The organism is Pseudomonas fitomaticsae (genome assembly GCF_021018765.1).
GTDB lineage: Bacteria > Pseudomonadota > Gammaproteobacteria > Pseudomonadales > Pseudomonadaceae > Aquipseudomonas > Aquipseudomonas fitomaticsae.
Genome location: NZ_CP075567.1, coordinates 2,808,389 through 2,825,908, shown reverse-complemented (window position 1 = coordinate 2,825,908; position 17,520 = coordinate 2,808,389). Strand labels below are relative to the sequence as shown.

At 61.7% G+C, this 17,520-nt stretch carries 13 protein-coding genes; 3 read left to right on the top strand and 10 right to left on the bottom strand.

Annotated elements, in window-relative coordinates:
• Positions 1 to 97: 97 nt before the first annotated feature.
• Positions 98 to 1,111: an ABC transporter substrate-binding protein gene (locus KJY40_RS12905; protein WP_230737279.1), complete on the bottom strand. Its 1,014-nt coding sequence runs from the start codon at positions 1,109 to 1,111 to the stop codon at positions 98 to 100.
• A 103-nt stretch (positions 1,112 to 1,214) separates the two neighbouring features.
• Positions 1,215 to 2,105: a LysR family transcriptional regulator gene (locus KJY40_RS12900; RefSeq protein WP_230737278.1), complete on the bottom strand. Its 891-nt coding sequence runs from the start codon at positions 2,103 to 2,105 to the stop codon at positions 1,215 to 1,217.
• Between the two features lie 127 nt (positions 2,106 to 2,232).
• On the opposite strand from KJY40_RS12900, the gene KJY40_RS12895 reads away from it, so the two are divergent.
• Entirely contained in the window at positions 2,233 to 2,676 is a 444-nt protein-coding gene (locus KJY40_RS12895) for a GFA family protein (RefSeq protein ID WP_179695474.1), read from the top strand.
• Here KJY40_RS12895 and KJY40_RS12890 read toward each other — a convergent pair.
• A complete protein-coding gene (locus KJY40_RS12890) occupies positions 2,657 to 3,688 on the bottom strand; it encodes a sterol desaturase family protein (protein WP_230737276.1) in 1,032 nt (343 codons plus the stop codon). The genes KJY40_RS12895 and KJY40_RS12890 overlap by 20 nt on opposite strands.
• 288 nt (positions 3,689 to 3,976) lie before the next feature.
• On the opposite strand from KJY40_RS12890, the gene KJY40_RS12885 reads away from it, so the two are divergent.
• A complete protein-coding gene (locus KJY40_RS12885; RefSeq protein WP_230737274.1) occupies positions 3,977 to 6,187 on the top strand; it encodes an LTA synthase family protein in 2,211 nt (736 codons plus the stop codon).
• A gap of 49 nt (positions 6,188 to 6,236) precedes the next feature.
• Here KJY40_RS12885 and KJY40_RS12880 read toward each other — a convergent pair whose 3' ends face one another.
• Positions 6,237 to 8,273, bottom strand: coding sequence for a TonB-dependent receptor (locus KJY40_RS12880; protein ID WP_230737272.1), 2,037 nt, complete (start codon positions 8,271 to 8,273; stop codon positions 6,237 to 6,239).
• 326 nt (positions 8,274 to 8,599) lie between these two features.
• Between KJY40_RS12880 and katG the strand changes: the two genes are divergently transcribed.
• Positions 8,600 to 10,867: a catalase/peroxidase HPI gene (gene katG / locus KJY40_RS12875; protein ID WP_230737270.1), complete on the top strand. Its 2,268-nt coding sequence runs from the start codon at positions 8,600 to 8,602 to the stop codon at positions 10,865 to 10,867.
• A gap of 66 nt (positions 10,868 to 10,933) precedes the next feature.
• Here katG and pepN read toward each other — a convergent pair whose 3' ends face one another.
• The 6 genes from pepN to KJY40_RS12845 are packed head-to-tail and all read right to left on the bottom strand — an operon-like array spanning position 10,934 to position 17,448.
• A complete protein-coding gene (gene pepN, locus KJY40_RS12870; RefSeq protein WP_230737268.1) occupies positions 10,934 to 13,591 on the bottom strand; it encodes an aminopeptidase N in 2,658 nt (885 codons plus the stop codon).
• A gap of 10 nt (positions 13,592 to 13,601) precedes the next feature.
• On the bottom strand, positions 13,602 to 14,432 hold the full coding sequence (locus tag KJY40_RS12865; protein ID WP_230737266.1) for a DUF2797 domain-containing protein: 831 nt from the start codon (positions 14,430 to 14,432) through the stop codon (positions 13,602 to 13,604).
• A complete protein-coding gene (locus KJY40_RS12860) occupies positions 14,429 to 14,689 on the bottom strand; it encodes a YeaC family protein (protein ID WP_011333626.1) in 261 nt (86 codons plus the stop codon). Before KJY40_RS12860 ends, KJY40_RS12865 begins: the two co-directional genes overlap by 4 nt.
• A gap of 31 nt (positions 14,690 to 14,720) precedes the next feature.
• On the bottom strand, positions 14,721 to 15,590 hold the full coding sequence (locus KJY40_RS12855; RefSeq protein WP_230737264.1) for a rhomboid family intramembrane serine protease: 870 nt from the start codon (positions 15,588 to 15,590) through the stop codon (positions 14,721 to 14,723).
• Entirely contained in the window at positions 15,587 to 16,561 is a 975-nt protein-coding gene (locus KJY40_RS12850; RefSeq protein WP_169432621.1) for a metallophosphoesterase, read from the bottom strand. Before KJY40_RS12850 ends, KJY40_RS12855 begins: the two co-directional genes overlap by 4 nt.
• Positions 16,558 to 17,448 (bottom strand): NAD(+) kinase, encoded by an 891-nt coding sequence (locus tag KJY40_RS12845; protein WP_007956919.1) that lies wholly within the window; start codon positions 17,446 to 17,448, stop codon positions 16,558 to 16,560. The genes KJY40_RS12850 and KJY40_RS12845 overlap by 4 nt, the downstream gene beginning before the upstream one ends.
• Positions 17,449 to 17,520: the final 72 nt, after the last annotated feature.

Sequence of the window (17,520 nt, the reverse complement as noted above, 5' to 3'; positions counted from 1 at the left end):
GGTGCGCCACCCGTTTCACACAGCCCTCTCACTATAGACGCGGGTTTGTCGCTCACCCGGGCAACAGACGTGCGGGTTGTTCAGAAATGACGACTGCTCAGCTCCCCGCCCCGCCATGTGCCTCTTCAAAGAAATAATCCTTCCAGCTGTCCGCCTTGTTTTTCAGCACACCCAGCTCCTGCAATTTCTCTGCGTATATAAAGGTGCGTTGCGGCACCACGGTGAAATCGATTTCCGGGTCGGTGACAATTTTCTCTACCAGCGCCAGCGGCAACTTCGACTGCTCGACACGGATATAGGCCTGGGCCGCCGCAGGCTTGTCGGCCTTGATGATCTGCTCGGCCTCGGCCAGTGCTTCGTAGAACGCCTTGTAGGTTTTCGGGTTTTCGTCGTGGAATTTTTCCGTGGTGTAGAGCACGTTGAACGTGGCCTGGCCGCCGAGCACGTCGTAGGAGCTCAGCACTTTATGCACATTGGGATTCTGCAACGCCTGGTACTGAAACGGCGGGCTGGAGAAGTGCGCGTTGATTTCCGAGCCGCCAGCGATCAATGCGGCCGTGGCATCCGGGTGCGGTAGGCTGACGGAGATGTCGTCGAATTTCTTGTATTGGTCATTGCCGAATTCTTTCGCCGTTTCGATCTGCAGTGTGCGTGACTGGAATCCCACGCCCGCCGCCGGAACGGCGATGCGATCCTTGTCGCTGAAGTCCTTGAGGGTTTTCACGTTCGGGTTATTGGTCAGCAGGTAGTTGGGCATCGAGCCCAGCGAAGCGATGGCCTTGACGTTCTGCTTGCCCTTGGTGCGATCCCACACGGTGAGCATCGGCGGCACGCCGGCCGAGACCACGTCCAGCGATCCGGTGAGCAGCGCTTCGTTCATGGCAGTGGCGCCGGAAATGCTGTTCCAGTCGACCTTGATGTCCAGGCCCTGGGCCTTGCCGTGTTTCTCGATCAATTGCTGATCGCGCACCACATCCAGAATCAGATAACCGATGCCGAATTGCTGGGCGATGCTGATCTTGCCTTCGGCTTGAGCGGTGTTACCGAGCAGTGCGCCAGCGAGCGAAGCCGCCAGCAGCGTCAGTGCAGAACGTTTGAACGGTAGGGCCATGACAACCTCGCAGGAATTTACAGGAAAATCTGTGAGGCCGGACTCTATCGCTATAAAAAACGAAATTTAAATACCGTTATCGCATATTGATATCACCTGAACGTCAGCCTCCCAGAAACGCCTGCAAGTCCGCGCCCAAGCCATCGAACACCGCTGAAACCCGCTGCACCCGGCGCATGTCCTGATGCATGGCGATCCACACATCCACCGTGAAATCCACGTCTCCGGGCAGAACTCGTATCAGACCATGGCGCTGGGCCAGTTGCCGGGAACTCACGCCAATCCCCAGCCCCGCACGCAACGCCGCCCACTGCGCCAGATGATCGTCAGTGCGGATCGCCGTGTGCTCGGCGGAGCAATCGAAGCCGCGCTCGCGCAGGAACTCGATCTCCCCCGCATGACGATCCGGGCCGATCAGCGAAAAACGGCGCAAGTCCTCAGGCGTTTCAGGCTCTCCCTGCTCTGCCAGCAATTCCGGCGTGGCGTACAGGCCGACGTGCAGATCGCCGACCTTGCGCGCCACCACCGAAGCTTCGGTCGGGCGGCGGATGCGCACGGCGATGTCGGCCTCTTGCTGTGAGAGAGTTTGCAGCCGATTCGACACGTTCAACTCCAGTGCCAATTGCGGGTGTTGCTGACGCAGGCGGCGCAACATCGGCGGCAGGATCTCGACGCCCAACAACTTGCCGGCGGTCAGGCGCACGGTGCCGCCGGTTTGCGCCACGTCGGCGGAAGCGGCGCGGTTGAAGGCATTGGCGGCCAGGGCCATAGCTTCGACGTGGCCAATCAACTCCCTGGCGGTCTCGGTCGGCAACAGCCCCGAGGACGAGCGAATGAACAGGCTGACGCCGACATTTTGCTCCAGCGCCTCGATCCGCCGCCGCGCCGTGGCCTGGGCGATTCCCAACACACGCGCGGCGCCCGACAGACTGCCGGTGCGCAGTACCGCGAGAAAGGCGCGCTGGGTTTCCCATTGAAGTTGTGGAGCGTTCATACATTTCCTTTGAGCGGTTGGGCAGTTTTGGCCGATGTTCATTCACCGGGGTCTGCGGCATGCTGCGCGAGCATACCGCACGGGCCTTGCGCCCGGCATCGAACTCGCAGTTGAAGGAGCCTTGCCCATGACACTCACCGGCCAATGTCGCTGCAGTGCCGTCCGCTATCAGTTGAACACCGACGTGCCGCCGGCGATCTACGCCTGCCATTGCACGGATTGCCAGACCTGGAGCGGCAGCGCCTTTGCCCTGCATGCGCTGCTGCCCGCCGACGCCCTGACGCTGAGCGGACCGCTGACCACTTACGCCTACGAACTCAATGGCCAGCACGCCGAACATCAGGTGTGCAGCGTCTGCCACACACGTTTGTGCAACACCACGACGGCCGCGCCGGGAATGAAAGTGCTGCGCGCCGGCACGCTCGATGAAAGTCGCTCACTGCAACCGATGGCGCACATCTGGGTCAGTCACAAACAACCTTGGCTGACATTGCCCGAGGGGCTGCCGAGCTGGCCGCAGAGCCCGACCCCGCAGGCCTTCGGCGAAGCCCTCATGGCGTACGCTGGTTGAACCAGGTTCTGACCCCGCCAGCGTTCGACGACAAGCGCTTCGCGGTGTCCACGAACGGGGTAACGATCAGGCTGTACAGCGTCAGATAACGCGTGCGGTCCTGCTCACCCGTGCCGAAGCGCAACACTTCGGGCTTTGAAGTGGTGACATACAGCGTGCCGAACAACCAGTCCCACAGTGACAGATTGATCGCGAAGTTCTTGTTGAAATGTCGCGGGGCGTCGCTGTGATGGATCTGGTGCTGGGCCGGGCTGTTGAGCACATGCTCGACCGCCGGCCCGAACGACAGCCAGACATGGCTGTGCCGCAGATTGGAGCCCAGGCTGTTGATGATCAGCACCAGCCAGGTCACGCCGAACAACGTATAGCGGCTGACCTCGCCGCCGCAGGCGTACCAGACCACCCCGGCAAACGCGCCGAGCCCGGCGGTGATGACGATTCGCTCGACGATCGATTCGACAATATGAATCCGGCTGGCGGTGGCCGGCACCAGCACCGGCGCCGAATGGTGAACCTTGTGAAATTCCCACAGATAGCGGGAATGGAAGGCGCGGTGAATCCAGTAATGCAGAAAATCCCTGAACAGGAACACGCCCAGTCCGTAGAACAGCGCGATCAACGGATGATCCGGCACCTGTTCGCGCGCGCCCCACAGCTGAGTGAAAAACTGCGCGTAATCGCCCGAACGCAGAATGTGCGGATCGACGAGGCCGACAATCGGCAACACCAGCGTCACTCGCAGAATCGCCTTGATGAAGTAATAACGGTAATCCAGCCAGGCCGAACGATGGCCGTGGACACGACCGCCGCCGACAAATTGCCAGAAGGATCGGGCCTGCGTCAGGTGCCGGGATTTTCGGTGGCGATAAAGGCCGTATGCCACGGCGTAGGATGTGAGCAGAAACACCACACCCAGACGACCGTTCAGATCGAACAGGCCAAGGAACCGCTCGGTGACCGGATCGATCACCCAGCGGCTGAGCTGCGCAAAGAGTTGCGTGAGGACATCCACGGAGCTTGATCTCCATCAGAGGTCGCGCATTGTAAATCGCACTGGTTCGCAAATGCAGCACCAACGGATCAAAGGCCGCTTAAACAGCCTGAAACAATAAAACCGGCGCCTCGCTCAGGTCGGAAAACCGCCAGGACGTGCGCCGATCCAGGTCCCGCCCCTTGCGGATGGATCACAGCGCTCTTCGGGATCGGATCATCCAGCCGTTTAAAAAGGCGATCAGACTGCCGACGCTTGGTATCATCGCCCACACTTTTATGACGGTTTAATGGCTGGAAGGTCTTTTTTGTGAGCGCTCTTTTTCAACGGTTGCGGCGTCTGGATGCCCGCCTTCTCTCTCTGGTTTTTCTGGTACTGATCGTGCCGGTGTGCCTTCGTGCGGCGCTCGGCTGGTCGAGCCTGTTCGGTTATCTGTCGGATCTGGCCATCGGCAGTTTGCTGGTGGTTTTGTTGCATCGTCGTCCCTGGTGGTTGGCGCTGCCGGTGCTGCTGTTCTGGGGATTGCTGGCGGTGGCGACCGCTGAACTGGTCAGTGCGGTCGGGCGCCTGCCGACCGTGGCAGACCTGCATTACCTGATCGACCCGCAGTTCGTGGAAAACTCCACCGGCGGCGGCTTCGCCCACCCCGGCGTGGCGGTTGCGCTGCTTGTGGCCCTGGCCCTGTGGCTGCTCAGTCATTGGACTCGACGTGCGACACCGGTTCGCGCTCTGCCCCGCGCAACCTGGGCGACGCCGGTGCTGCTGTTCTCCGCGTACTGGGGCGCGCAGCAATTGAACCCAAGCGATGCCGACCCGTGGCGCCTGTACAACCTGCCCCACCAGTTGCTGGCCGCGCAGGTCGCCGACGTGCAGATGCAGGCTGAAGAATGGCTGGACGGCGATACCCAAGTCGCTCCCCCACCGATGGCCGGTCTTACCGATGTAGATCTGAACGGTCACCCGTTGCTGACCGCCAAGGGCCAGGCGCGCAACGTGCTGATCGTCGCCCTCGAAGGCATTCCCGGCGCCTACATCGGCGCCAATCGCCGGGCCATCGGCAGCCATTATCAGGAAGACCTGATGCCCAACCTCAGCCGCTGGGCCGAGCGCGGCATGAACACCCCGGATTACGTGCTGCACACCCACCAGACCATTCGCGGTCTGTACGCCATGCTCTGCGGCGATTACGACAAACTCGACAACGGCACGCCCAAAGGCGTGGAGATGCTGACCCAGCACGAGCGCAATCAGGCCTGCCTGCCAGCCCAGTTGCGTCAGCATGGTTTTGCCACGCACTACCTGCAAGGCGCAGGGCTGCGGTTCATGGCCAAAGACAAGATCATGCCGCACATCGGTTTCGATGCGACCCATGGCCTGGAATGGTTCACCAACGCCAACTACCTGGAATTCCCGTGGGGCAAGGATGACAAGGCGTTCTTCGAAGGCGCGCTGAAATACGTCGGCGACCTGAAAAAACAGAAACAGCCGTGGATGCTCACGCTGCTGACCGTAGGCACTCACCAGCCCTACTCCGCGCCCGAGGAATACCTGCAACGCTACGACACGCCGAAGCAGGCCGCCGTCGGTTATCTGGACGATGCGCTGGAGCAGTTTCTCAGCGGACTCGAACGCCAGGGCGTGCTGAAAGACACGCTGGTGGTGATCACCTCGGACGAATCCCACGGCATCGACGGCGTGCGCCTCGCGTCGTCCTGGGGCTTCAATCTGACCCTCGCGCCGGAGCAGGCGCAATTGCCGCGCCTGAACGCCGGGGTCTACGGTCACGTCGATCTGAGTGCGTCGATTCTGGATTACTTCGACTTTCCGGTGCCCTCCGCCCTCAGCGGTCGCTCGCTGTTTCGCGATTACGATTCGGGCCGGGAAATCATGTCATTCACCAACGGCAAGCTGCGCTATCACGACGGTCGCGGCCTCTTGACCGAGTGCGACATGCCGCGCCGTTGCCGCAATTACGCCAGCGATGGTTTCATCGCCGAAAGCGCCACGTTCAAGGGCAATGCCAGCGGCCAGAACGCCCGGGACATCGCCGCCCGCGCCTCGGCTCTGGACCTGTCGCTGCTGCGCACCCCGCTGAACCAGCGCTATCAGTTCGGCAGCGCCAACGTCATCCCGCTGCAAGCGCAGATCAAGGATGACTGGGCCGACAACCTGATCGGCGCGCAGTATCTGGAAATGCCCAAGGGCTCTCACACTCGCGTGCGCCTGACCGTGCGCTCGGTCGATCCGCAGCAGGCGGCGTACATTCAGCTCAAGGCCAAGGAGTTCGAACAGGACGTGCAACTGGGCCTGCCGACCGAGATGGTCGCCACGGCGGATCAGCCGCTGGAGATGGATTTCAGTTTCGACAACCCGCAACCGCGCAAGGCGTTCTCGTTTCACTTGTTGGGGTATGGGCTGGGCGCCGTGGAAGTCAGTGATTTCAGCGTGATCACCGAACTGCCGGGGCAACAGGATCTGCTGGACGAGATCCCGGAAGAAGACACCGCTCAATCGAGTTGAGGTCGACGCCAGCGTCGCAACGACGCTGGCGTCCGTCCGGCGTGAACGATCAGAACGTGGTGCGCAGACCGACCTGAATGCTGCGCCCTTCTGCCGGCGCAATATCGCGCAGGATCGAGCTGGCATAACGCACGGTCTGATTGGTCAGGTTCTCGGCATTGACGAAGGCCAGCCATTTGCTCTGGCCAACATCAAAGTGATAACCCACATTCGCCCCCAGCGTGGTGTAACCGTCGGTGCTGCTTTCATTGTCCGGCACCCGGTGCTGGGAACTGGCGTGTTCCACATCGATCCGCGCCTGCCAGCGATCCAACTCCCACAACAGACCGGTGTTCAACCGCAGCGGTGCGATGCGTGGCAGGTCCTGGCCGTTGTCGAGGTTCTTGGCTCGGGTGTAGTCGCCCGACAGTTCCAGCGCAAACTTGCCGTAGGCGTTTGCGCCGAGCGTCCAGCGATCCTGCGCTTCGATACCGCTGAAGCGCGCCCGAACGCCGGAGTAGGTGTATTCAGGAATGCCGTCGGCGTCCTCCTCCCCTTCGTCATTCAGCGTGCGTCCGGTGCTGAGCAAGCCGATGTAATTAGAGAAGTGGCTGTAGAACACGCCGACGCTGCCCTTGTGCGTGCCGTTGTCGAAACGCAGGGCCAGGTCGCTGGAGACGGCTTTCTCTTTCGAAAGCCCCGCATCCCCGACTTCATAGGTGCCGGTGGCGACGTGGGCACCGTTGGCGTAAAGCTCATAGAACGTCGGAGCGCGTTCGGTGTAGCCCAGCGTGGCGGCGACCGACCAGATCGGCGTCAGCGTGTACACCGCACCGGATGACAGGCTGCCGGCGGTGAAACTGCTGGAGCGATCGGCATTGGCGAAACGCTCGTTGCCTTTGGCGTCCGGGTCGACCGTGGTGTGTTCGAGGCGCCCGCCGAGGGTAAACAGCAGGCGATCCGTGGCTTGCAGCTCTTCGAGAATGAAAAGTGCACCGGCATCGGTATCGGTGTGCGGCACGAACGCTTCTTCGCCCAGCGCCGAGAATTCGTTGCGGCTGACTTGCGCGCCAATCACCCCGTTGAACGGCCCCAGCGGCTGATGCCGGGCTTCGACCCGCGCCTCGTAACCCTTGTTCTTGAACGTGGTGCCGACCTCGCCGCCCTCGATTTCGCGGTGCTGGTAATCGGTGTAGCCGGCGTCGAATTTGACCGAGCTGAACGGGCCGTCGAGGTTACGGATTTCCGAGGCGAATGCGTAGTGCTCCTGCTCCATGCGAATGCGCACATCGTCTTCGGCCGGCGAGCCGTAGTTCGAATCGTAATTGCTGTACGACAGCCCCGCGTAACCGTCATCCCAGGTGTACGACCCGCCCACCGCACCGCCGTCCTGACGACCATCACTGTTGGCCAGCCGATGCTTCTTCGAATCGCCATCGTCGTTCGCCCGTTCACGGCCGGTTTTGGCGTAGCCGGGGATTTTCAGGTCATTGAATTCGCGGGCGCTGGCGTCCAGATGCAAGGCGAACTGGCCGTTACCGGCTTCGAGTTTGCCGGCGCTGCTGCGGGTGGTGTCGGCGCCGCCGTAGCGCAACTCACCGGCACCGTGAATGCCTTCAATGGCTTCGGTCGGGATGCGGTTGTCGAAGGTGTTGACCACCCCGCCGATGGCGCTGCCGCCGTACAGCAGGGCTGCCGGGCCTCGGACGATTTCGATGCGTTCGACGTTGACCGGATCCAGCGGCACCGCGTGATCGTAGGACAGCGACGAAGCGTCCAGCGCGCCGACGCCGTTGCGCAGGATGCGAATGCGATCGCCGTCCTGCCCGCGAATGATCGGGCGACTGGCACCGGGGCCGAAGTAGGACGACGACACGCCCGGCTGCTTGTTCAGGGTTTCGCCGAGGCTGCCCTTTTGCTGCAGCGTCAGGCTGTCGCCGCTCAACACGGTCGAGGGCGAGGCCAGGGTCTGACTGCCCAGCGGATTACCGGTGATGACTTGCGGTTGCAGTTCCAGCGGGTCAGCGGCGAATGCGGGGGAAGCGATCAGCAGCGCCGAGGCCATGAGCGTCAGGCGGGGTTGGAAGGTGTGGAAACGGGAAGGCATTTCAGGAATCCGTCAGGCAGAAAAGTGAGGATCGATGCCAGCGCTACAGAAGGTGTTTTGCTGGCATCGATCAGATGAAATCATTTTTATGTTATACAATAACATTTCTAATGGCCATCACGTCTCTTCCACAAATTTGCAAACCATCGCTCAAGCACGGGCATTTCAGCGCCCTGCCCGGTGCCGGCGCCCGACACTTCGCGTAAGAGACTGCGCCTATCAGGCACCAATAGTCGGCCTATTAGCTGACTCGCCGAGTCGGGTCTAGCCTTACTACTCCGAAGTCGGCACGAGCCGGCCGCAGAAGACCTGATAAGGACCCGAACATGGCAAATGAATCGAAATGCCCGTTCAATCACGCCGCCGGCGGTGGCACGACGAACCGCGATTGGTGGCCGAATCAACTGAACCTGAAAATCCTGAGTCAGCACTCGCCCGCATCCGATCCGCTGGGCAAGGACTTCGACTACGCCAAGGCTTTCAAAAGCCTGGATTTCCAGGCCCTCAAACGCGATCTGACGGCGCTGATGACCGACTCTCAGGAGTGGTGGCCTGCGGACTTCGGCCACTACGGCCCGCTCTTCATCCGCATGGCCTGGCACAGCGCCGGCACCTATCGCACCGCTGATGGCCGTGGTGGCGCCGGCTCCGGCCAGCAACGCTTCGCCCCGCTCAACAGCTGGCCGGACAACGTCAGCCTCGACAAGGCCCGCCGCCTGCTGTGGCCGATCAAGCAGAAATACGGCCGCAACATTTCCTGGGCTGATCTGATCGTTCTCACCGGCAACGTCGCGCTGGAATCGATGGGCTTCAAGACCTTCGGCTTCTCCGGTGGCCGCGCGGACGTCTGGGAACCCGATGAAGACGTGTACTGGGGCTCGGAAAACAAATGGCTAGGCGGCGACAATCGCTACGGCAAGGACCCGGAATCCATGCAGCCGCCGGGCGAAGGCACACTGGTAGCCGAGCCCGCCGAACACGGCAATGAAGAAAGCCGCACCAACCAGGGCGAACGCAACCTCGAGAACCCGCTGGCCGCCGTGCAGATGGGCTTGATTTACGTGAACCCGGAAGGCCCCGAAGGCAATCCCGACCCGGTGGCCTCGGCCAAGGACATCCGCGAAACCTTCGGCCGCATGGCCATGAATGACGAGGAAACCGTCGCCCTGATCGCCGGCGGCCACGCCTTCGGCAAGACCCACGGCGCCGGCCCCGCCGATAACGTCGGCCCGGAACCGGAAGCCGCCGGCCTCGAAGAACAAGGCCTGGGCTGGAAAAGCACCTTCGGCACCGGCAAAGGCGCCGACACCATCACCAGCGGCCTGGAAGTGACCTGGACCACCACCCCGACCAAATGGAGCAATAACTATCTGGAAAACTTGTTCGGATTCGAATGGGAACTGACCAAGAGCCCGGCCGGTGCCCATCAGTGGAAACCGAAAAACGGCGCCGGGGCCGGCACCATTCCCCACGCCCACGATCCGAACAAACGCATCGACCCGACCATGCTCACCTCTGACCTGGCCCTGCGTTTCGACCCGGCCTACGAGAAGATTTCGCGGCGCTTCCTGGCTAATCCCGATCAACTGGCCGACGCCTTCGCCCGCGCCTGGTACAAACTGATCCACCGCGACATGGGCCCACTGTCACGCTACCTCGGCCCGGAACTGCCCCAGGAAGAACTGCTGTGGCAAGACCCGGTTCCCGAGGCCAACCATCCACTGGTGGACGACAGCGATATCAGGGCGCTCAAAGGCAAGGTACTGGCGTCGGGGTTGTCCGTTTCGGAACTGGTCTCCACCGCGTGGGCAGCCGCGTCAACCTTCCGGGGTTCGGACAAACGCGGCGGCGCCAATGGCGGGCGTCTGCGTCTGGCACCGCAAAAGTTCTGGCAGGCCAACCAGCCGGAGCAACTGGACAAAGTGCTGAAAGTCCTCGAAGGCATTCAGAACGAGTTCAACGCCGGGGCGGCAGGCAAGCAAGTCTCGCTGGCGGACCTGATCGTGCTGGCCGGGAATGCCGGGGTCGAACAAGCGGCGAAAAACGCCGGGCATACGGTGACCGTGCCGTTCAATCCGGGGCGCACCGACGCCACTCAGGAACAAACCGACGTCGAATCGTTCGGCTTCCTTGAACCGCACACCGACGGCTTCCGCAACTACGCTGCCAGCACCTATCGCGTGCCGGCCGAAGCGTTGCTGATCGACAAGGCGCAACTGCTGACCCTTTCGGCACCCGAACTGACTGTACTCATCGGCGGCCTGAGGGTGCTGGACACCAACGTCGGCAAGACGAAGCACGGGGTGTTTACCGACAAGCCCGGTTCACTGACCAACGATTTCTTCCGCAACCTGCTGGACATGGGCGTGGAATGGAAACCGACGTCGAAAACCGAGTTTGAAGGCCGCGACCGCAAGACCGGCAACGTGAAATGGACGGCGACCCGAGTCGATCTGGTGTTCGGTTCCAACGCGATACTGCGGGCGCTGGCCGAGGTGTATGCCAGTTCCGATGCGAAAGAGCAGTTCGTCACGGACTTCGTTGCTGCGTGGGCGAAGGTGATGGATCTGGATCGGTTTGATTTGCGCCAATAACCCTTTTTCATCCACCCACAAAAACGCCGCTCATTGAGCGGCGTTTTTTATTGCCCTGAAACAGCGTCAGGCAAGGCTTTTACTGACCACTTCGTACACATCACTGGACAGCTGACCGGACGCCAGAATCCGCTCCAGCTCCGCCTTCATCAACGCCTGACGAGCGCCGTCATACTTGCGCCACCGTGTCAGCGGCGCCAGTTGACGCGAAGCGATCTGCGGGTTGAAGCCGTTCAGCTCGATCACCAGATCCGCAAGGAAGCGATAACCCGAACCATCCGCCGCGTGGAAGTTGATCAGGTTCTGCCCGGCGAACGCACCGACCAGCGCACGCACCTTGTTCGGGTTCTTGATGTTGAACGCCGGGTGCTGCATCAGCGCCCTCACGCGTTCCAGACCGCCCGGCAAGGTGCTGCCGGCCTGCACGCTGAACCACTGATCCATGACCAGCGGATTGTCCTTGAAGTGCTCGGCGAAACTGGCCAGGGCCTTGGCTTTCTGCTCGTCGAACGGCGAGTTGACCAGCACCGCCAGCGCGGTCAGGCGCTCGGTCATGTTGTCGCAGCTGTCGAACTGTTCCAGCGTTGCCGCCAGCACTTGCGGCTTGCCGCTGAGCATCAGGTACGACAGCGCGATGTTCTGCAACGCGCGACGGGCGAAGTGCTCGGCCTCGGCCACATACGGGGTTTGCTTCGACAGGTCGCGGTTGGCCTGATAACGCAGCCACAGCGCCTCGAACAGGTTGTCTGCCAGTTGCTGACGGGCGAATTCGCGGGCGGTGTGGATCGCGTCCACGTCGGCGATTTCACTGATTTCGGTCAGGTACGCTTCGCTTGGCAGCGAGAGCATTTCCACGACCATCGCCTGATCCAGCGACTCGTCCGACAGCACGGTGCGCAGCGCGGAAACCAGACGTGGGTCGAGCACCAGGCTTTCACCCTTCTGCTGCTGGCCGATCAACTCTTGCAGCACCTGCACCGACAGCTGCTGGCCGGCATCCCAGCGGTTGAAACCGTCGGTGTCGTGCTGCATCAGGAACATCAACTGATCGCGGTTGTACGGGAAGCTCAGTTTCACCGGCGCCGAGAAACCACGCAGCAAGGATGGCAGCGGTTGTTCGGCGATATCGACGAAGGTGAAAGTCTGCTCGGCTTCAGTCACCGAGATCACTCGGCTAGTGCCTTGGGCCGAGGCTTCACCGGCCAGACGCAGGGCAATCTCGTTGCCCTGGCTGTCGAGCAGACCCAGCTCCACCGGGATCACGAACGGCAGTTTTTCAACCTTGTCCGGGGTTTCCGGGCAGCTCTGGCGGAAGGTCAGGCTGTAGGTTTTCGCGGCCGCGTCGTAGGACTCGCTCACCGCCAGACGCGGTGTGCCGGCCTGGCTGTACCAGCGCTTGAACTGGGTCAGGTCGACGCCGTTGGCATCTTCCATGGCCTTGATGAAGTCATCGCAGGTCACGGCCTGGCCGTCATGACGTTCAAAGTACAGATCGCTGCCTTTGCGGAAGCCTTCGGCGCCCAGCAGGGTGTGGATCATGCCGACCACTTCCGAACCCTTTTCGTACACGGTCAGGGTGTAGAAGTTGGAAATCTCGATGAAACTGTCCGGGCGCACGGCGTGGGCCATCGGACCGGCATCTTCGGCGAACTGGTGGGTACGCAGGTACGCCACGTCCTGAATGCGCTTGACCGTGGCCGAGTTCATGTCGGACGAGAAACCGGCATCACGGAATACGGTGAAGCCTTCTTTGAGCGACAGCTGGAACCAGTCGCGGCAGGTCACGCGGTTGCCCGACCAGTTGTGGAAGTATTCGTGGGCGACGATCGCCTCGACCCGCTGGTGCGCGGCGTCGGTGGCGGTTTCGGCGCGGGCCAGCACGGCGCTGGAGTTGAAGATGTTGAGGCCCTTGTTCTCCATCGCGCCCATGTTGAAGTCGTTCACGGCGACGATCATGAAGATGTCCAGATCGTACTCGCGACCGTAGACCTCTTCGTCCCAGCGCATCGACTTCTTCAGGCTGTTCATGGCGTGCTGGCACTTGTCGATGTTTTCCGGCTCGACGTAAATGCGCAGCGCCACGTTGCGATTGGTCATGGTGGTGAAGCTGTCTTCAACGCACCACAAGTCACCGGCCACCAGCGCGAACAGGTACGCCGGTTTCATGAACGGGTCTTCCCAGGTCGCCCAGTGCCGGCCGTCTTCGCCGGGGCCGCTGGCGATCGGGTTGCCGTTGGACAGCAGCACCGGATAGCTGTGCTGCTCGGCGACCACGGTGGTGGTGAACTTGCTCATCACGTCCGGGCGGTCGAGGTAATAGGTGATCTTGCGGAAACCTTCGGCCTCGCACTGGGTGCAGAACATCGTGCCGGACTTGTACAGGCCTTCCAGCGCGGTGTTGGTTTCCGGATGTATCTTGACGCTGGTGTCGACCGTGAAGGTTTCGCTGGCCGGTTGCAGGGTCAGGTGGTTCTCGGTCAGCTGGTAATCGTCGGCGCTCAGTTCCTGGTCTGCCAGGGTCACCGACAGCAGTTCCAGCTGCTGGCCATCGAGCACCAGCGGCGGCAGGCCCGGGCCACGGGCCGGGTTGCGGCGCATCACCAGTTGCGCGTGGACCAGACTGTGGTCCTCGAACAACTCGAAGGTCAGGTGTGTTTCATCGATCAGGTACTCGGGCGCCTGATAGTCCTTCAGGTAAATCATCTTCGGTTGTTCGGTGCGCATGCTGAAGTCCTTATTGATGCACGGCGAGCTGATAGGCCGTGTACTTGCGAATGTTGATCACGCCGGTGTCGAAGATCAGGTACTGGCCCTTGATCCCCAGCAGCGTGCCTTCGGCAATCGGGTTCTTGTCCAGGTTGAAGCTGACGATCTTGGCCGGGTACTGCTCGACCGGGTAACGGATTTCCAGCGGCTCGACGTCGGTGACCGGCTGAATCGCCTGTAGACCGAAACGCTCCTGCAAACCTTGCAGACCTTCGGCGCAGCTGTCGAACAACTGATCACGCACCTGCGCCAGATCCACCGCCGCCGCATCGCCCTTGAGCAAGGCGCGCCAGTTGGTCTTGTCCGCCACCTGGCTGCGGAACAGGTCTTCGACGAACCCCGACTGCTGCCGCGTGGAAACGCGCATGATCGGCAACGCCTGACTGGCGCCCTGATCGAGCCAGCGGGTCGGCAACTGGGTGGCGCGGGTGATGCCGACCTTGATCCCCGACGAATTGGCCAGGTAGACAACGTGGTCGGTCATGCAGAACTTCTCGCCCCACTCAGGCTCCCGGCAGGTGCCGGCCTCGAAGTGGCAGCGCTCCGGGCTCATGATGCAGATGTCGCACTGAGCCAGTCTGGTCATGCACGGGTAGCAGTAACCCTGACTGAAACTGGTCTTGGTCTTGCGCCCGCAATGGGTGCAGTGGATCGCCCCCAGGTATTCCAGACGCACCGTGCTGCCGATCAACGGGTTGACCGGCACCTCGACGTCATCCAGACGAAACGCGTACTGCACGTTCGGCCCGTCCAGGCGCGCCGACATTTTGCTGATTGCACCGCGGCCGATCTCGATCAATGGAGGGCGTCCGACTTGAACAGGATGTTCGGCACTTCGATCGACTTCGACGCACATTCCTGCGGGCCCATGTAACCGGTGCGCTCTTCCTCGGGCAGGTTCTGCATTTCCCAGGCGATCATCGCCTGCAACGACAGTTCACGCTGTTCGGCGGTGAGCTTGCCACCATCCGACCATTTGCCGATCTCTACGGCCAGCTTCAGGCTCTGGTAGATGTCCGGGGTGATGTTCTTGATCAAATCGTTAAAAGAGGACATCAGGGTCTCCGTGCTCTTCAATTCAAAAAATTCAGGCGGCCAGTTTACGGCGGTTGTACAAACCGCCCAACAAACCGGTGAAGCATCCGATGAGTAACCCGCCGACGTGGGCGGCGTTGGCGATTTCGCCGAAACCGATCATCGAGATCAGCCCCGACATGCACACCAGCAACCACACCAGCATCATCACCAGCACGCCGCGCGGCAGACGATAGGCCGGGTTCGGCGCCAGCAGCTGGAAGATCCAGCAGTGACCGAGCAGCCCGTAAAGGACACCGGACAGGCCGCCGAAAAGGCTCGGGCCGCCCCACGCGAACTGCGCATAGTTGGAAACGAGGCCGAACAGCAGCGTCAGGCCGATCAGGTTGATGCTGCCCTGGCGCGACTCGATGCGCCGCCCCAGCTCCCAGTACCACATGCCGTTCATGGCCAGGTGCAGAATGCCGAAGTGAATCAGCATCGGCGTGAACAGGCGCCACCACTGCCCCGCCGCCAGGCTGTCGGCCAGTGGAGTGAAGTGGATGTAGTCGCCGACTACGCGGAAATCGAGGAAGGTCAGCCAGCGCATCGTGTCGAGGTTATCGCCAAGGAAGGTCAACCCGCCGACGATCAGGCTCAGCAGCAGAATGAATCCGGTGGCCCTGGCGTGTTTCAGTTGCTCGGCGAAGCTCGGGCGTTTGAATGTCGGCGATGCCGGAATTTCCAGTTGCTGATCGGGGTCACCCGCCGGGAAACGCTCGTACAGCGAACGTACGTCGTCGCTGATTTCCGAGGGCACCCACAATACCTGCTCGCCCGCCTCTTCACTGACGCGATGGGGCACTTGCATGCGTTGCAGCAGTTTGACGAAACCACTCAGGTCCGCCGCCAACGGCACACGCAAGACAGCTATGGCACTCATCGCAGCACCTCCGGCCGCTCGACGTCGACCCAGACAAATTTATGCGGATCGAGGCGGGTTTCCTGATCCAGACGATAGGCCACCAGTTTGCCGTACAGCACCGCGCTGTAATCCAGGCACGCGAGGTTCGGCCGGATCGGCGCCGGTTTGCCGCTGCGCCAGTAATGGCCGACGAACAGCAATGGCTCATCGACGCCGTAGCGCAGCAGGGAGTTCTTTTCGCTCGAGGTCAACGGCTTCTGCGCCACCGGCTCGGGCAGTGCGTCGGGCTGGAACACGATGTCGCCGTAGGTCTGCGGGTCGTCTTCCCAGAACTTGGTGCGGAAGAACGAACGCACCAGGCCGTCACCGCTGGTCATGGTCAGGCCATCCGGCAGGCGCATGTCGGTGCCGCGCAGCAGGCGATCGAACACGGTGCAGGCGAAACTGCCCGGTACCGCCGATGCCTGAAGGAAGTGCTCATCAATGCAGCCATCGGGGAACAGCGCGCGCAGTGGCTCGATCAGGCCGGCATCCCAGCAGGCATGCACGACCCGGAAACGTCCGGCGTCGACGAACAACGGCAGTTGGTAGAACCACTGCTGAAAGTCGTGCCAGTCACCCGGATGGTCTTCGAACTGGGTCAGGGTTTCATGCAGCAGACGGGCATGGCGCGGCGTGTGTTCACGGACGAACTGCTTGCCGCTGCCAGGAGGCGCCGGAGTACTCCAGCCGAGCGCGTTGAATTCGTGGTTGCCCATGATGCACAACGCCTGACCGGCCTCGACCATGTCGTGGACGATGTGCAGCGCCTCGCGAATCCGCGGGCCGCGGTCGATGATGTCGCCGACAAACACGGCCATGCGCGATGGATGCCGCCAGACCCCGCCCTGCTTGTGGTAACCGAGGCGGTCCAGCAAGTGTTCCAGGGTCAGGGCGCATCCGTGCACGTCACCAATCAGGTCATAACTGCGCGCGGGATCGAGCATCAGTCGCCTCCACCACCCAACTTGCTGCCCCAGCCGAGCTTGGTGCGGCAGACTTCGTAGTAGTTGTGGTCGAGCGGATGGATCAGCCGCAGTTTCTGCGCTTTCTTGCTGACGGTGATGGTGTCGCCCGGCGCGCAGGTGAAGTGGTTCTGCCCGTCGCAGGAGACCTGCGGGTAGATCTGCATATCTTTGGACACGACGATTTTCAGCTCACTGTTGCCATCGACCACGATCGGTCTGCCCGACAAGGTATGGGGGTACATCGGCACAATCACAATAGCGTCAAGCTTGGGATGCATGATCGGGCCGCCGGCGGACAGTGCGTACGCGGTGGAACCGGTCGGGGTCGACACGATCAGGCCGTCGGCCTTCTGGCTGCAGACGAACTGGCCGTCGATGTACAGCTCGAACTCGATCATGCGCGTCGATTTGCCCGGGTGCAGCACCACGTCGTTCAGCGCATCGCCCTGGCCGATGGCCTCGGCGTGGCGACGGACTTCGGCTTGCAGCAGGAAGCGGTTTTCCACCAGATAATGGCCGTCGAGTACTTCGGCGACCTTGATTTCCAGCTCGTCCGGACGGATGTCGGTGAGAAAGCCGAGGCTGCCACGGTTGATCCCGAGCACCGGAATATTGTGTTTGGCCAGTGCCCGCGCCGCGCCGAGCAGGCTGCCGTCACCGCCAACGACGATGACCATGTCGCAGACTTCGCCGAGCATCTTGCGCGACGAGGTTTGCAGGCCATGGCCCGGCAGGACTTCGGCGATGGTGTCTTCGAGAATCACATGCAGGTGACGATCGAGCAGGAAGCGTTTCAGTCGGCGGACGGTATCCAGCACCTGGGAGCTGCCCAGGCGGCCGATGATGCCGATATTACGAAATTGCTCCATGGGACTCCTGCGGGGGACTGAGACGGCGAAAAGCACGATTATGGGCGAAAGCGCCGGATAGACAAAATCCTT

What these genes read in the sequence shown, in the direction of transcription:
- KJY40_RS12900 (WP_230737278.1), bottom strand. Translation starts at nt 2,105, where the DNA reads ATGAACGCTCCACAACTTCAATGGGAAACCCAGCGCGCCTTTCTCGCG.
- KJY40_RS12855 (WP_230737264.1), bottom strand. Translation starts at nt 15,590, where the DNA reads ATGAGTGCCATAGCTGTCTTGCGTGTGCCGTTGGCGGCGGACCTGAGT.
- KJY40_RS12845 (WP_007956919.1), bottom strand. Translation starts at nt 17,448, where the DNA reads ATGGAGCAATTTCGTAATATCGGCATCATCGGCCGCCTGGGCAGCTCC.
- KJY40_RS12895 (WP_179695474.1), top strand. Translation starts at nt 2,233, where the DNA reads ATGACACTCACCGGCCAATGTCGCTGCAGTGCCGTCCGCTATCAGTTG.
- katG (WP_230737270.1), top strand. Translation starts at nt 8,600, where the DNA reads ATGGCAAATGAATCGAAATGCCCGTTCAATCACGCCGCCGGCGGTGGC.
- pepN (WP_230737268.1), bottom strand. Translation starts at nt 13,591, where the DNA reads ATGCGCACCGAACAACCGAAGATGATTTACCTGAAGGACTATCAGGCG.
- KJY40_RS12860 (WP_011333626.1), bottom strand. Translation starts at nt 14,689, where the DNA reads ATGTCCTCTTTTAACGATTTGATCAAGAACATCACCCCGGACATCTAC.
- KJY40_RS12880 (WP_230737272.1), bottom strand. Translation starts at nt 8,273, where the DNA reads ATGCCTTCCCGTTTCCACACCTTCCAACCCCGCCTGACGCTCATGGCC.
- KJY40_RS12905 (WP_230737279.1), bottom strand. Translation starts at nt 1,111, where the DNA reads ATGGCCCTACCGTTCAAACGTTCTGCACTGACGCTGCTGGCGGCTTCG.